Origin of the sequence: Maribacter sp. PR1 (assembly GCF_028464145.1) — a bacterium.
Taxonomy (GTDB): Bacteria; Bacteroidota; Bacteroidia; order Flavobacteriales; family Flavobacteriaceae; genus Maribacter.
Genome location: NZ_JAQPCG010000012.1, coordinates 1 through 16,358, shown reverse-complemented (window position 1 = coordinate 16,358; position 16,358 = coordinate 1). Strand labels below are relative to the sequence as shown.

General features: G+C 40.6%; 5 protein-coding genes. All 5 read left to right on the top strand.

Going from position 1 to position 16,358, the window contains the following annotated elements:
• The first annotated feature begins 31 nt into the window (after positions 1–31).
• A complete protein-coding gene (locus PP182_RS19825) occupies positions 32–5,362 on the top strand; it encodes a hypothetical protein (protein ID WP_272652990.1) in 5,331 nt (1,776 codons plus the stop codon).
• A 5-nt stretch (positions 5,363–5,367) separates the two neighbouring features.
• Complete coding sequence (locus PP182_RS19820; protein ID WP_272652989.1) at positions 5,368–11,898, top strand: RHS repeat domain-containing protein; 6,531 nt, start codon at positions 5,368–5,370, stop codon at positions 11,896–11,898.
• Entirely contained in the window at positions 11,895–12,428 is a 534-nt protein-coding gene (locus PP182_RS19815; RefSeq protein WP_272652988.1) for a hypothetical protein, read from the top strand. The genes PP182_RS19820 and PP182_RS19815 overlap by 4 nt, the downstream gene beginning before the upstream one ends.
• A 206-nt stretch (positions 12,429–12,634) precedes the next feature.
• Positions 12,635–13,207, top strand: coding sequence for an outer membrane beta-barrel protein (locus PP182_RS19810; RefSeq protein WP_272652987.1), 573 nt, complete (start codon positions 12,635–12,637; stop codon positions 13,205–13,207).
• 43 nt (positions 13,208–13,250) lie between these two features.
• Positions 13,251–16,358, top strand: a 3,108-nt coding sequence (locus PP182_RS19805) for a PKD domain-containing protein (protein ID WP_272652986.1), incomplete at its 3' end; no start/stop codon positions are given.

Below are 16,358 nucleotides of genomic sequence, written 5' to 3'. Positions count from 1 at the left end.
CTCCAATATTTCTTAATTCAATAATTATTTTATGAAGAAGACAAAATTCTCTCATAGGGCGATAGCCTTGACTTTATTTTTAGTATTCCTACCTAGTTTATTACCAATAAACTATGTGTTGGCTTCCAACAATGGACCCAACGCACCGGAAGCCGCTTCCTTTGAACCTGTGGATGCCACAGACATGGTAAACCTGGTTAGTGGTGATGTCAGTTATGTACTACCACTTTTGGATATGGATGGGTTTCCACTTACCCTATCTTACCATGCAGGTGTTCCACTGGATATGGAATCAAGTTGGACAGGTCTGGGTTGGAATGTGAATGCTGGTGCCATTAGCAGAAGTATAAGTGGAACTCCTGATGATTGGTTAAATGGCAAATCATTGGATTTTATTTACTTCCAAGATTCGGAAGAGTTCTACAATATAAATGTTGGGGTTGGTCTTTCACAAACTGCTGAGGTCGGAGTTGGTATTTCTTGGGGATCTAATAAAAGTTTATCAGGCTCTGTATATGGTAGTTTTGCCGGAGCTGGCGCAAGTATAGCTACGGATGGTGGTTATTCTTTGGGTTATGGTATTGGAGCTGGTAAAGGCAGTTATGGAGGTTCTCTTTCTGTTGGAATTTCAGGTAATGTTAATGGTGGAGGTACTAATGTAGGAATTGGAGTTGGAGGTGGAAAAGTTGGCGGAGCTTATGGTAGTCTAGGATACAGTCTTACCGATAACTCTGTTTCGCTTTCTGGCGGATTTAGCAATAAAACATCCTACGATAAAGGACAAGCTGGTGGGGGTGGTCTTTCCATGGGGAATTATTCTGCTGGTGATTATGATATTAGCAGTAAAGGATTTTTTGTCCCTATTCAAATTTGGATTTTTAACCTCTCTTTTGGATATAGGAAAGTTACCTATCAGTTGGATAAAGGTTATCCAAAATCAGGTTATGGGTCTTTATATAGCGGGTTGGCTGGTAAGAACCCAATAGTCAATAATGATCCAAATAATCAAATTACTGATAATTTTGTCGATTTTCAAGATAGATATCAATATACGGACTTATATGAACAGCAAATTCCGTCAACAGCTGAGGAATTCATTACGGATTATCAAACAGAAAGGGAAAAAGTAAATTTTGGTTTTGCTAGTTATGATTCCTATTCTGTAAATGCCACTGGAATATCAGGGGAGATTCAGCCCAAAATATTTGAAAATGCCTCACTTTATGGCTTGGGATATTCTGGTCCCGATACCGATGAATCCAATAAAAACATGAGGGTCTATTATCACAATGGGGGCAGTACCTCAAGGTCATTTGGTACATCAACGCAAAATAATTCGACAGACATAAAATTCTACTTTAATGGCCAGTTTACTGAGAATGTAACTGTTCCCAATAGAGAATTGAATTCCTTATCTGGAAATACATTCCAAAACTATTTAAATAGTGGGGCCAATAGCAACATGCGCCAAAGATCTGGAAATTTTGTGGAAGTATTTACCAATCAACAAATGGCTACAGGGAATACCACTAAAATTATGTATCCAGATAATACCGATTATGCCAATTGGCCTCAAGATGGGATAGGTGCTTACAAAATTACGGCTCCGGATGGTAAAACATACCATTACTCATTACCAGTATATCACTTTGAACAAGTAGAGCGCAATCTTATAAAGGACAACTCTCAAAATCATGTTAACGAAAAAAGACAGTACTCCCCATATGCCACGCATTGGCTGCTTACCGCAATAACTGGGCCTGATTATGTGGATGTCAATAATGATAATAAACCGGATAAGGACGATTATGGTTACTGGGTAAGCATGGATTATGGTAAATGGTCCGATGGTTTTGTTTGGCGTTCACCCTACAAGGGGAAAAAGTACAATACGAATCTTGCAGGGGATATTGAGGAAAAGGATTTTGGCAATTATCAGTACGGAAGAAAACAACTCTATTACTTGGACAAAATTGTTACTAGGGAGCACACAGCTTATTTCGTAAAAGATTTACGATATGATAGTACAGGAGCCCATGGTAACAATGAATTCAGTAATGCAAATACAACCACTTACCAATACAGTTTTGATGGTAATACAACAGTTGAAAATGGGGTAATTGATAATGGTTCAACGTCTATTGTTGTTCAGGAAAGTATTAACTATAAAAGAGAATACCAACTATTACTGGATAAAATAATTGTCACAAAGAATGAAGGCAGTTTCGAAAGTACTAATAAGAATCCCACTCTTTCCTTGGATAATACTAATTGCTTTCCTGGATATGATGATGACTTATTCTGGGGGTCTCAGAGCTTAAATTTCAATCCAAACGGAGGTTTCAAAGATGAGTATGGCCTAGGATACGGATATGGGGTGCATCAAGAGCAAAATGTATATGACGTAACCGATTTTACAGATTTCGATTACTCAAAAGCTTTGAAGGTAATTGATCTAACCTACAGCTATGCCTTGGCAAGAAATTCCCCAAGTTCCATATTCTGTAACGGCTATGGTGGCGGTCGTTTGACCTTGACCGGGGTTTACTTCAATGGTAAGGAGAACAAAGGCTATATGCCTCCTTATAGATTTGCATACAAGAATGAAATGGACTATCCAGAGGGCTTATATTTTAACAAATATTACCCAACGGACTATTTACCGGGACAGGCCAAAGATGGATGGGGCTTCATTGATGAAGTGCAAGTGGCTGAGGAAATATATAACTCCTCGGATTATGAAAAATATGGACCGGATAATTGGAGTTTAAAAGAAATTAAAACACCTACAGGTGGAAAGATAAAACTAGAATATGAGGAAGACGATTACGAACAGGAGGCTTTTTCAAGAAAATTATGGCAGGATAACTTACAGATTACTGTTAGAGCAATAAGCGGACTTCCAGATGCAAAAGTTGAGATTTATATTCAAAACATTCCGGGATTAAGACCTGAACAGGTTACAGATTTTAGCAAGTATTTTGAAAATGGCAAAGAAGTTTTTTTGGATTTATGGATTCAAAGAACAATTGATAACGGTCTTTTTAGTGCCGATGCAGGTGGGGCATTTGATTTAAGACCAGAATTTGATTTTGATGTAGTTGTTAAAGAGGTGAAAAGTGACAATACATTGGTACTTGAAGTTGCAACAAATAGTTTTCCTGAATCATATTCGAACGATTATCCTTGGCTTACAGGGCCGCCTCCTAATGTTGATATTCAACAGTATTTTCAAGCTGTCACGGTTGTTCCAACTCCTCAAAACCCTGATGTTACCTTATATTTTGCCAAAAGTGACATTATTGGCTCAGGTCAGTATCAGTCATTTCCTAGAGGACACTGGATAGGTGAAATAGGAAATGGCGATAGTAGTCACAATATGAGCTACCGACTTTTAGCGAATAAAGTGCCTAAGGATGTTCAAGGAGGGGGATTAAGAGCCAAAAGTATCATCGTTTCAGATGATTTAGGAAGAGAATATAAAACAAACTATTACTATAATAAACCGGGTACGCCCAGAGAAAAAGATAATCCTAATTATAAGTCCTCGGGTATTACCTCTTTTGCCCCAGAGAATGGTATAAAGTTTATTCCGTATCAATCGGAATTGCCAAGTCCTGGTGTGATGTATGAATATGTGACTATGGTGCCAGTTTCCGGTAACGGAAATGAACTACAGAGCACGAGATACCGTTTTCACACCTTAAATCCAGTTTTCAATTTGTTCGATCCAAATCTTAAAATGGAGTATGAATCTGAAAAGATAGATGAAAATACCGGGCAACCTGTGCAAGATACTATTACCATATTTGAATCTAAGGTGGCCGATGCTGGAAGCGGGGGGTATTTTGATGCCAATAACAAGACTTATGGTAAAACGGTCGATTTGAAGTTGAACACTTCTTTGGTAGGTCAATTTAGAAGTATTGAAAGCTTTAATAACGAAGGGCATCTCATGTCCAAGACTCAAAAATATTATGATAATGCATATCAAGGAATAGGTCAACCTGACAACGTAATTCTAGGTAGAGGTTCTGTCCAGGAATCTTTCCAGAATATGAAATCGGTTTTCCAAACCAACAATAATGATGATCCTAATTCTATGGTACTCAAGGACCGATATATTTCCATATCGTCCAAAGAGGAGTTTTCCACTGTATTAAACGAGGTAAGAACTACAACGGGTGGATTCACAACTTCTGAGAAATATTTGGATGCAGATTTGCAAACAGGCGCCTTTGCAACCACGGAAACTACCAAAGCAGATGGAACTTTAATTCGTACAAGGAATATACCGGCCTATACCCAATATTCGGGTATGGGCAGTAAAGTGGACGATATTAATAATAAGCACATGATTACCCAAAGGGCCATGGCCATTAGCGATATTTATCTTAATGGCACATGGAAGACCAATGCAGCCTCAATAAATACTTGGAGGAATAAGAGCATTTATGATGACGGCGATCTGTTATCCACAACTAATGATGGTATTTGGCGAAAACATAGCAACTTTATTTGGAAAGATGATGTGGATGCTGATGGCACTTTTGGAGTACAATTATCCAGTTCCGATTTCAATTGGGGAGAAAATGCTACACAAACCAATAGTCAATGGCAAAAAATATCGGAGACAACAAGATATAACCACTGGTCCTCACCTTTGGAGGTAAAGGATATCAATGACAACTTCTTGGCGACGAAAATGGGAGACTTAAACAAAAAAGTCTATGCCACGGGCAACGCCTCCTATAATGAAATCTTTTATTCGGGAGCGGAGGATTGGGATGCCATCAATAGCACCTTTGGCGGCCAAGTAGGTATTGGTGATGCCACGGAAGAACCAGGTACTTCCAATATCCATACAGGTAAAAAATCCCTCAAACTGGAAAGTGGACAAACTGGTTTCACGGTAAATGTAAATCAGGGAAAAAGAGATGAATACAAGGTTTCTATTTGGACCAAACACGGTAGCCATCAAAACCTCAAAATTAAGGTGGGTACATCTACACCTTATATTTCCCATAATACTGAGGAAGAGGTTAGAGCAGGGGAATGGATACAACTCAATTATTATTTCCAGGTCATTGGTGAACAAACGATAGCTGTGATTAACGAAAGTGGAACGGCATATATCGACGATTTTAGGTTACATCCCGTTGCTTCCTCTATGACTTCTTATGTGTACAATGAATTTGATGAACTCACCCATATTTTGGGAGCCAATAATATGGCCACAGAGTATAAATATGATGAAGGAGGAAGACTCTATCAAACATGGACAGAGGTAGAGGATTTCAACGGACCTGGCACCGGAGGCTTTAAAAAGATCAATGAAAACAAGTACACCTATAAATACTAAGTACTATGAAAAATATTCAAATATATTCTACCATAGCCCTATTTATTCTTGGTTTCCTACTTCTGGGAACTAACAATCTTAACGCCCAATATTCATCATGTTACGGAGCAACTGCTTCAGAAATGAAATTTACCTCTAGTGGCGGAAGTCTTTCAAGGGCAATACAAATTCCATCAGGTTGCCCTGGTGGCACATGGGCGATTATTGGGTCTCCTAGTTGGTTGAGCTCGGTTTCGATTTCAGGAACTACCGTTTATGCCACTTCGCCCGCCTATTCAGGTGCTGAACGGTCCGGTAGTATTTACCTTTCGATAAATGGAAATTCGGTTGGAGGTATTCCCGTTGTTCAAAATGAAGGATATACCCCACCTCCACCTCCTTGTACTATTACAGGCTTTTCCGGTAGTAATTTTGCCGGTGCGGGTCAGACAAAAAACTATACGCTTTCGTATTCGAATTGCCCCTCCAATATCTATTTTACATTTAAGCAGGTAGTCAATGGTGTCGAACAGAATTTACCTTCTTGGGTAACCGTTTCGCAACCATCCAGCACTCAAATTAGTGTAACATTTGCACAAAATAGTGGTACAGGAAGTAGAAATATAATTCTTATAGGAAAGCGACAAGACGGTGGTAGCCCTGGAATTGGAGGTACTTTTACACAAGATTGTTTACAAAAGGCTTGGTATGCAGATAGTGACAATGATGGTTTTAGAAATCCAGGAAGTACGGCCCAAATGGATTGCGCTAATAGGGGAACGGGATGGACGCTAAATACGACCGTGGATGTTTGCCCCACTGAATATAGCACGACCAATGTATTAAAAACATGGTATCCAGACAGTGACAATGATGGATTTAGAAACCCAACGGGCAGTTCTGTTCAACAGTGTAATAAGCCTAGCGGAAATTGGACCCAAAATGCTACTATAGATCAATGTCCTGATCAATATTCAACAACAAATAATGGCTGTGACCCGGACTGTCTTTCCGGATACATTAGAGTCGATGGATCTAGTACACCACCATCAGGTGATCCATATCATTCTACTGAATTCAGTTTTAACGAAAATGGAGGAACAGCTTATGCTGAAATTGTATTTCCTAATGGTGCGTGTGCTTCGCCATATGAATTGGTTTTTTTGGATAATATAGATAGTTGGGCTACAATAACAATTGAACCAAATAACAAAATAAAAATAGTCAGCAGTGCTTACAGTACCAATGGTGGTACCCGAAGTACGGGTACAAGGGTTCAAATTCAAGGAACCACCCAAATTGGAATAATTGGCTTAAACCAAGATGGCCCACCACTTCCTTGTACCGTTTCTGGAAATTTAACAAGTACATTTAATGAGAATGGGGAATCGAAAACATTTCCTCTAAGCTACAGTAATTGCTCTACAACAACGAATTACAATTTTACCCTTACCGATGGAAGCCCGCTGCCCAGTTGGTTGTCTGTTACCAAAAATGGACCTGATGAAATTATTTTAACTACTGGAAGAAACGACGGGCAATCCCAAGAAATAGCAACTATTGTGGGTACAGCCACCAATGGATCTGGTTTATCTATTGGTGGTCAGATTACTTTATCCTGTAATTTACAAACTTGGTATAAGGATAAGGATAATGATGGATATGCTGATTCTTCGGTTACTCAATGTAGTCAGCCTAATTCTTGGTACAAGTTATCAGTAACCGGCACTGGTGATTGTGATGACGATGATCCCAATATAAATCCTTTAACCGTTTGGTATGAGGACACTGATGGCGACAATTATCCTGATCCCAATGGTGCTACACAAACCAGCTGCACAATGCCGACCGGAAATTGGACTAGGACACCGGAAAGTGTAGATGACCAATGTCCCAATCAGGCAGCGCCAGGACCAGGCACTAATGGTTGTGATGCCGATTGTGCTCAAGGATATCTAAGGGAGGTAAGTACTGGTAATCAACCAGTTGATATTACTAACCCATATAGTCCTTTAGAGTTTGAATATGGTGAGCAGGGAGGGTCTACCACCGTAGAAATTGCCTTTCCTTCAGGAGTTTCCTGTGCACCTGGTTTTGAACTCGTTATCGAAGGACCGGTAGCAGAATGGGCAACATTCACAATCAATCCTAATAATACTATAAGTGTTTCGGTGGGTCAATTTGTTTCCATAAATGGGTCTAGTCAAAATCAAACAGGATCACGAATATTTTTGAATGGAACGCATATAGGAATACTTGGAGTAAAGCAAACAGGACCACCGGTAACTCCTACATGCGACCTTTCCGTAACCGTTGATGGGACTACGCTTCCAGGCACACAAATAGATTATGGTGTCAATGCAGATATTAAAACCATTCAAATAGTATCCGACCCTATAGGATGCCATGGAGAGGTTGTATTTGGTGATTACTCGAACGGTGGTGCACCCATAGATGCTGCTTATCTCCAAATTGGACAAAACCAAGGTAATAACACCTTTAATTTTTCAACAACTGATAATAATAGGGGTTTTTCCGTTACCACCTATGTAGGTATCTACAGTTATAGTACCGGTGAATTTCTAGGATTGTTTAGGGTAGTACAAAGTTCTTGTGTAGATCAGGAATGGTACCCAGATCAGGACAATGATGGTTCTGGAGACGTTACTGCGGTTCCTAGATATGGCTGTACCGCACCAACGGATCAACCCTATACCTATGTGAGTAACAACCGCGATCTTTGTCCAGATGTGCCTGGAACGGCTCAAAATCAAGGCTGTCCTCCAGGTTCTAGTCCCGAAAATCGAAATACCATAACCACTTGGTCCTATGATTTAAATACACAGGTAAAGGCGTCCAGTAAATCTTATTTTGATGATTTGGGCAAATTAGAACAGACACAATCTTGGGATGTAAAGTCAGATTCCATTTGGGCATCGGCCTTGTTATACGATGAGTTCGGGAGGCCTACCTTACAGACGTTGTCGTCTCCGATTCGCGAAGGATTGACCTACCAGTTCAAGGAAGGGTTTATAAAGAAATCGGATGATGTAACTGATTATGATGTTACCGACTATGACGGTACAAATTCTGAAACTCCTGCAGCCGTGGGTGATGCCCCCGAAACCTTGGGCTATTATTATAGTGACAATAATACCCGTGAACCCTATCAGGACGTAACCTCTTATCCCTTTTCCAAAACGGTTTATAGTGAGCTGAACCCAGGAAAGCCCCTTCGAAATTTGGGAGGTAACAAGGTAAATGGCGAATGGCCTCAATCCTATACCTTTTCAATGAAGGCTTCGGGAGAGTTGAGTCAAACCCCGGCCTTTGGTGAATCCGGCTATAATACCCTAGAAACCACAAAAACGGTGTCCAGGGATGTCCATGGTGTTGAAAATGTGGTATTCATGGATACCGATGGCAAAGTATTGGCCGCGGCAAGATCGGGATCGGAAGGGACAACTTCACCTTCCATGACCGTTACAATTCCGGAACAAGGTTTTGTGGATATTCACATCGCCGAAGGTATCACAGGTTTTACAGTAAGCAATTCAAGTGCCGTAACGGTGTATGATCTCATAACGGAAGCACCGATCAGTGGTAGTACCAGTACCCTAGGGAATGGCTTTTACAGGGTAGCCGTGAATAATTTGGATACGTATGTTCCCGAAAGTATCGGGGTAACCTATACGGTCAATTACTATGATTATAGCTTAAACGAGTACGATGAGGCCAATCGTTTGGTAACATCCTACCAGCCATTGGGTGCAACGAAGGCGACAAAACTTTTCTCCACCTATGAATATAATACATTGGGGCAGTTACAACGGACCACTAGCCCGGATGAAGGAACGGCGGAATTTAAATACCGTGAGGATGGCCAAATTCGTTTTTCCCAGAATAGCAAGCAAAAAGATCCTAATGAGGACGGCAATTTTGCGGATGGAGAATTCTCTTACACCAACTATGACGAATACGGTCGTCCAGTAGAAAGTGGCGTGTTCAAAGAGGGTACTATTACTTTTGCCAATGCCGATAGTCTTTTGGAAAATATATTGGAAGATATCAATGAGGATGATGACGGACTACTTAATGATGATTGTTCAGAACAGACTTTCACGTTGTACGACGAACAGGAGACAACTGGTCTGCATGCGGCCTTAGCGGCGTCCAATATACCAACGACCGACTATTCGGAACAAAAGTTCCTATCCGGTAACGTGAGTAAGACCTTTACCGCTGATACACAAATGGCAACCACATCTTGGTACAGCTATGATGTGTACGGGCGGGTGGACTGGATGGTACAGAACATACAAAATTTGGGCACCAAAACCATTGATTACAAATATGATCCCATTACCGGTTTGGTATTGGAAGTGGATTATCAAAAGGATACGACCTCTGAAAGGTTTGTACACAGATACACGTATAATAGCGGCGACCAATTGACCATGGTAGAGACCTCTGCGGATGGTAGTAACTTTGAGACCAATGCCACCTATAGCTACTATGAAACGGGTGCTATGAAACGTATGGAGTTGGCGGTGGATGCACAGGGAAATCCTGTGCAGGGTGTTGACTATGTGTATAATCTACAGGGACAATTAAAAAGTTTAAACCATCCAAGTCTGGACGGTGCCAATGACCCAGGGCAGGATACCAATGACCTCTTTGGGATGCAACTGGATTATTATGGCAATGATTATTCAAGGACCCAAAGGACTAATATTACCTCGCCAACGTATGGAACAGATCAATTGAATGGCAATATAAAAGGTATACGTTGGAAAAACGATGCGGTTCCCGGTAGCACCAATGAACTATCCTATGCATACGATTATGACCGTAATAATTGGTTGCAAAGTGCTGACTTTAATGGGGATGGAACCATTGGAGGTAACGAGCCACCTTTGGAATCTACAAGTGTTATAGAAAATGGGGGAACCTTATTATTGGAAAACCCCACCAGTATTACCCTAAAAGATGGCTTCCATGCAAAGGAAGGAAGTGATGTTATTGCAAGGATTGTGGCTGGCACGGGTAGTAGTGCCATTGCAGATGGGGATTATGATGTGTCCAATATTAGCTATGATGCCAATGGTAATATATTAAGTCTTAAAAGAAACAAGCAAACGGTGAGCAGCAGCAATGCCATGGACGATTTATCCTATAATTACGAAACAGGTACCAATAAACTGTTACAGGTTATCGATGCCGATGGCGATGCTGCCAACGCCGATGATATTGATTCACAACCAGATGCTGATAATTACGTATATAATGCCATAGGCCAATTAATTGAGAACAAGGCGGAAGGCATTACGTATACCTATACGACCAATGGTCTGGTTTCCACGATTCGTAAAAATGGACTATCTTTAGTTACGTTCTTTTACAATGATAGAAACCATAGGGTTCGGAAGGATACCTACAACGGTACTGGTAGTGCATTAGTACAATCTACGTATTATGTACGGGATGCAGCAGGCAGTGTTATGGCCATTTATGATAGCAATACGTTGGTAGAGCAACCTATTTATGGTAGTGGACGTGTAGCGGTTCATAATAGATTGGACAATAGCAGTACCTACGAGCTAACAGATCATTTGGGCAATGTACGTGCTGCTTTTGCAGTAGCTAATGGCAGTTCCAATACCATAAACGCAACGGATTACTACCCCTATGGTATGCCAATGCCCGGAAGGAACATGCTAGGAGATTATAGGTATGCTTTTCAGGGGCAGGAAAAGGATACGGAAACTGGCAAAGAGGCATTTGAACTACGATTATGGGATGCTAGGATAGGAAGATGGTTGACTACTGATCCTTATGGACAGTTTGAATCCCCATATTTAGGTATGGGTAATGACCCCATTAATTATTACGATTATGATGGAGGATATGTTTATTTTTATGGCAAGAGAATAACTAACCAAGATTTCATAGCCCTACTTGGAACAGCGATAGGAATTGAAGCAATTGAGAGATATGTTAATGACGCTAACAGACATATTCACGTAGGTTTTATCCCGGATAAGCAGGAATCAGGTAAACAAGGGGAGCGATTAGCTATTGGAGGTCTCGCTGTGAAAAGACAAATGTTTTTAACGAAACAACTTTTAAGAAGTGTAAGTAAAAAAATTTCCAATCAACAAATAAATACTTTTGGAGATCAATTTACTCTCGAACCTGGAAAGAATGATTTAACAGTAATATATTTGGACAATCTTATGAAGGGAAATTCTGCTAGTGATGTAATATTCCATGAAATATACGCCCATATATATCAAAGAGATCATAAAGGTGTAAATAGTGTTGTAGATCAACATTTTGAATTCGCCGGATCACCTACGGGAGGACTTGATACTAGGTTAGAGGGATTTAGTTCGGATGGTACATCAGAAACTTATAATTATCCATTGGATAGATATAATTCTCAGAAAAATAAAATTGATATTTTTAATGATATTAATGCTCTGTTCAACAGAATATTTTTTACAGAACAGAAAAAATTAAACAGAACCAAAGTAAATTGTGATTGTAAAAGATGAAAGGTAAATTATTATTCATATTGTTTTTAGTTTTAGGTTCCTGCCAAAATCAAGCACAGGAAAAGTTATTTCCAAATTATAAGAAGATAATTGAGTTGAGTGAATTTTCCGGAAGCGGAGATACTATTCCGTTTGAATTAATTATTAGTGAAGACGTAGCATTTAATCACCAAGGAATGGATTTTTATCAAGTTAACATTCCTTATTATGATAATTTTTTTCTAGCTAAAAAAAATGGAATACTTTATTCTATTTTAGGCGATGTTAATAACATTTATAGTGAAGATATTTTATTATCTCTATCAGAAGATAATCAGGTGTTGGGTAATCCTTTCAAAGGCAACAAATGTTATTTTGATAAAAAAATAGATTCAACATATTATTACGATTGTTCGGATAACTATTCAATTGACAAAGATCATATTAAATTCGAAATTAAAATGTTGGCTATAAGCGAGGATAGGGGCATAGAGCAAATGGTTGTGAGGGATAAAATTTCTGAAAGATATTATGTAACAAGAGCAAAATAGTTTAACACTTTCTGACCGCCGTGTGAAGTTTGGAACTTCATAATGTATGCATAAGTGAAGAGGGAAAAAGAATGAAACCCAAGTATCACGGGTCTTCAAAATGCAAAACTTTATAGCAAATAAATGCTTTTTACCTATAATTCTTACAAAACTATAGAGAATTTACAGCTAAATCTTATATTTGGAAATAACCTAACCTTATAAATATGAAATATTGTATATCTGTACTACTAATAGCATTTACTTCTTTCAGTGCTTTTTCGCAGGGAACTGGTCTTAGTGCAACAATTTCCTACCCAATAACCGTTGGTGACAATTTTTTAAATGAATATACGGGCTTTGTAGATGTCGGCGTCCAATACCGTTTTTGGGACTTAAATGTTGTTAATCTAGGCATTTCCATAAATGCCAGTTTTGTGGGTATTCCAAACCCAGAAAATGAAGGGGAAGAATTTAGAGGCATGTTGATACACCCTACTTTGTTTGGGGAGTTTCCATTAGGTAGAAATGGGGAATTTAAGCCCATTGCCGGTATTGGGTATGGTGCCAATAGGTTTGTCTCTACCAGAAACGACGACGGTTTTGGGGATGTTACTTTTAAAAGCACATGGGAAGGTATCGTTTTGACAGCGGGTGCATCCTATGATATTTCCCAACGTTTTTTTGTAGTCGCATTATTTGATTGGGCGGAGATAAACCGCAGTACCATCACCGTAAGTGATGATGCTTTTGACAACAGGGGCAACATCATAAAAATTGGATTAGGATATAGGTTCTAAAAGGTTATAGTAGTTTTTTGATAAAGGTCCCAAAATTATTTATTTGAAAAAACTTACCTACATAGTATTAGTACTCTCTGTTTTCTTTAAAGTACACGCGCAAAAAGAAGCGGCTATTTGGTACTTTGGCGAGAATGCTGGCCTGGATTTCAATAGCGGTGCTCCTGTGGCATTACTAGATGGGCAGATTCGTACCCAAGAGGGTTGCTCCGTAATTTCAGACTTTAACGGTAATTTGCTTTTCTATACGGATGGGGTGACCGTATGGGACCGTACCCACACTCCTATGCCCAATGGAACGGGGCTTAACGGGCATCCCTCCAGTACCCAGTCCGGTATAATCGTACCTTCTCCCGGTAATCCAGATATTTATTATGTATTTACCGTAGATGAATTGGCCGATACGGAAGGGCTGCAATACAGCATTGTAGACTTGACCCTAAATGGCGGTCTCGGTGATATTACTACCAAAAACGTCTTACTGGAAACCCCGGTATTGGAAAAACTGACCGCCGTTGTCCATGCCAACGGTACCGATATTTGGGTCGTTGCCCATAGAGATCAGGGTAATGAATTTATAGCCTATTTGGTTACGAATGCGGGGGTAAGTGCTACACCAGTGGTTTCGGCCATAGGTTTTGATGCTACGGAAATGGCTCATGTAGGAGGCTATTTAAAATTTTCCCCGGATGGTCGTTTTTTGGCCTCTGCCGCTTATGAAGGCAATTATTTGCAACTCTTTCGGTTTGACAACGCAACAGGTGTTATTAGCGATTTTCTGGAATTTGAGTCCTTTTATCAGGCTATTGCGGGTACTAGGATTATGGGGAATTATGGCTTGGAGTTTTCTTCGGACAGCAGTAAGCTCTACGTACAGAGCACCATTTATTTTAGATATCCCGATCGGGAAAGTAGGATATATCAATTCGATCTCACAAATTATGATGCGGCCGCCATAGAGGCCTCCGCTACCTTGATTGTAAATCAACCTTTGGAAATTGGTGCTTTACAACTTGCGATAGACGGTAGAATATACGCTGCGCAATTTGAGGCAACGTATTTGGGAGTAATCCCTAATCCTAATGTGGCAGGGGTAGGAGCAGGGTATATACAGAACGGGGCCAGTTTGGGAATACGTAGGTCACGGTTGGGACTACCACCCTTTATACAAACGTATTTTATTGTAGGTTTAAAAGCTTCCAATTTTTGTTTGGGAGATGCCACAGAATTTAGTTTGGAAACAAGTGAACCCGTGACCACCATATTGTGGGATTTTGGGGATGGAAATACCTCGGCCTTGGAAAACCCAACCCATGTATATACGGCCCCGGGTACCTATACGGTAAGTGTAACGGCTAGTACGGCCTCGGAAACCAAGACGGAAACCAAGGACATTACTATTTACGGAACCCCAGTGGCCAATACGCCTACGGATTTGATAGGATGCACCTCCTACGGAAGTTATAATTTGGACATGCCTTCTTTTGATAGGACGGTTTTGGGTACCCAAGACCCAAACGATTTTAGCGTAGCCTATTTTTTGACCCAGGCCGATGCGGACAGCAATGTCAATGCCTTGGAACCCATTCATTCCTTTGATTATGGAACAACACCTGTTTTTATACGTGTATCAAATAGAAGTAACGGACAGTGCTATGACACCACCCAGTTCAACATTATTGCCCGGGAAGCACCTAACGTACCCGCGATTACCGATTGGACGGTCTGCGATGACGATACGGACGGCCTTTTCACTTTTGACCTTTCTCAAAAGAATGCGGAGATTTTCAATGGTCAGGACGCAACAAAATTCGAAATCCTGTATTTCGCCTCACAGGCGGACGCCGATACCGGAACGAACCCATTGCCTCTGAACTATACGAATACCACCGCAACGGAAGAAATATTCATTCGATTCCAGAACAGCACGTATACGGACTGTTTCCGAACCGGAAGCTTTATGATTGAAGTGATTCCCGGCGTAACGGCCAACACTCCCGATGACCTGTCCCTTTGTGATGACAATAATGACGGACAGGCATTTTTCGACCTGAGCCAAACGGAACCGGAAATCATAGGCACACAAAATCCCAATAGTTTGAACATCAGCTACCATGTATCTCAAAACGATGCGGATACAGGAACGAACGCCTTGAACGCCAATGCCTACTTGAGCACAGCTTATCAAAACACCATATACGTTCGGGTGGAGAATGCCTCCGATATCAGTTGTTATGACACCACCTCCTTCGATTTGATAATTTACGATACGCCCGTCGTACCCGAGGTTACCGATTGGCAGGTGTGTGACGATAACAATGACGGATTCTTTTTATTAGATTTACCCGATAAGGAAAATGAGATTTTGAACGGAGCTTCGGGTGTCAGTGTTTCATTTTATGTTTCCCAAACAGATGCCGAAACATCGCAAAACCCAATTACTGTGAATTATCAAAATACGAGTAATCCGCAGACCATCCATTTCCGATTGGAAAATACCAATAATTCACAGTGCTACAACGTGGGTTCCTTTCAGGTACAGGTGTTCGATACACCCACGGCCTCTAAAGCATCGGATATCATCATCTGTGATACCGATGAAACAGGACGCTACATTTTCGACCTCTCCCAAAAAGACGACGAGGTATTGAACGGTCAGGACCCATTATATTATGATGTCAGTTATCATGGTTCAGAAACTGACGCGTTGAACAATGTGTCGCCCCTTTCAAAGGCCGATTATCAAAATACAAACTTGAACGAAACGATTTGGGCGCGTGTACAGCATACCGATTTGGAAAGTTGTTTCGATATTTCCAGTTTCAACTTGATTGTGAACCCATTGCCGCAAATGAACATGCAAGAACGCTATGTCATCTGTCCCGACAGTCCGGACTTGGTCATTGACGGAGGTGTTTTTGAAAGTTATAGTTGGCGGGATGCAAGCGACAATGAAATCGGTAACCAACCAACATTGGATATAACCGCCCTTGGGGATTATTCCTTGACGGTCAGCCAGATAACTAATGGAGTTGCCTGTGAGCACACGGCCTATTTCGAAGTTGTATCGTCGGGAGCCCCGGAGACCTTTGAAGTGGACCTTAATGGCTTTTCTGACGAGATTGAACTGGAACTTTTGGCAAACGGAATC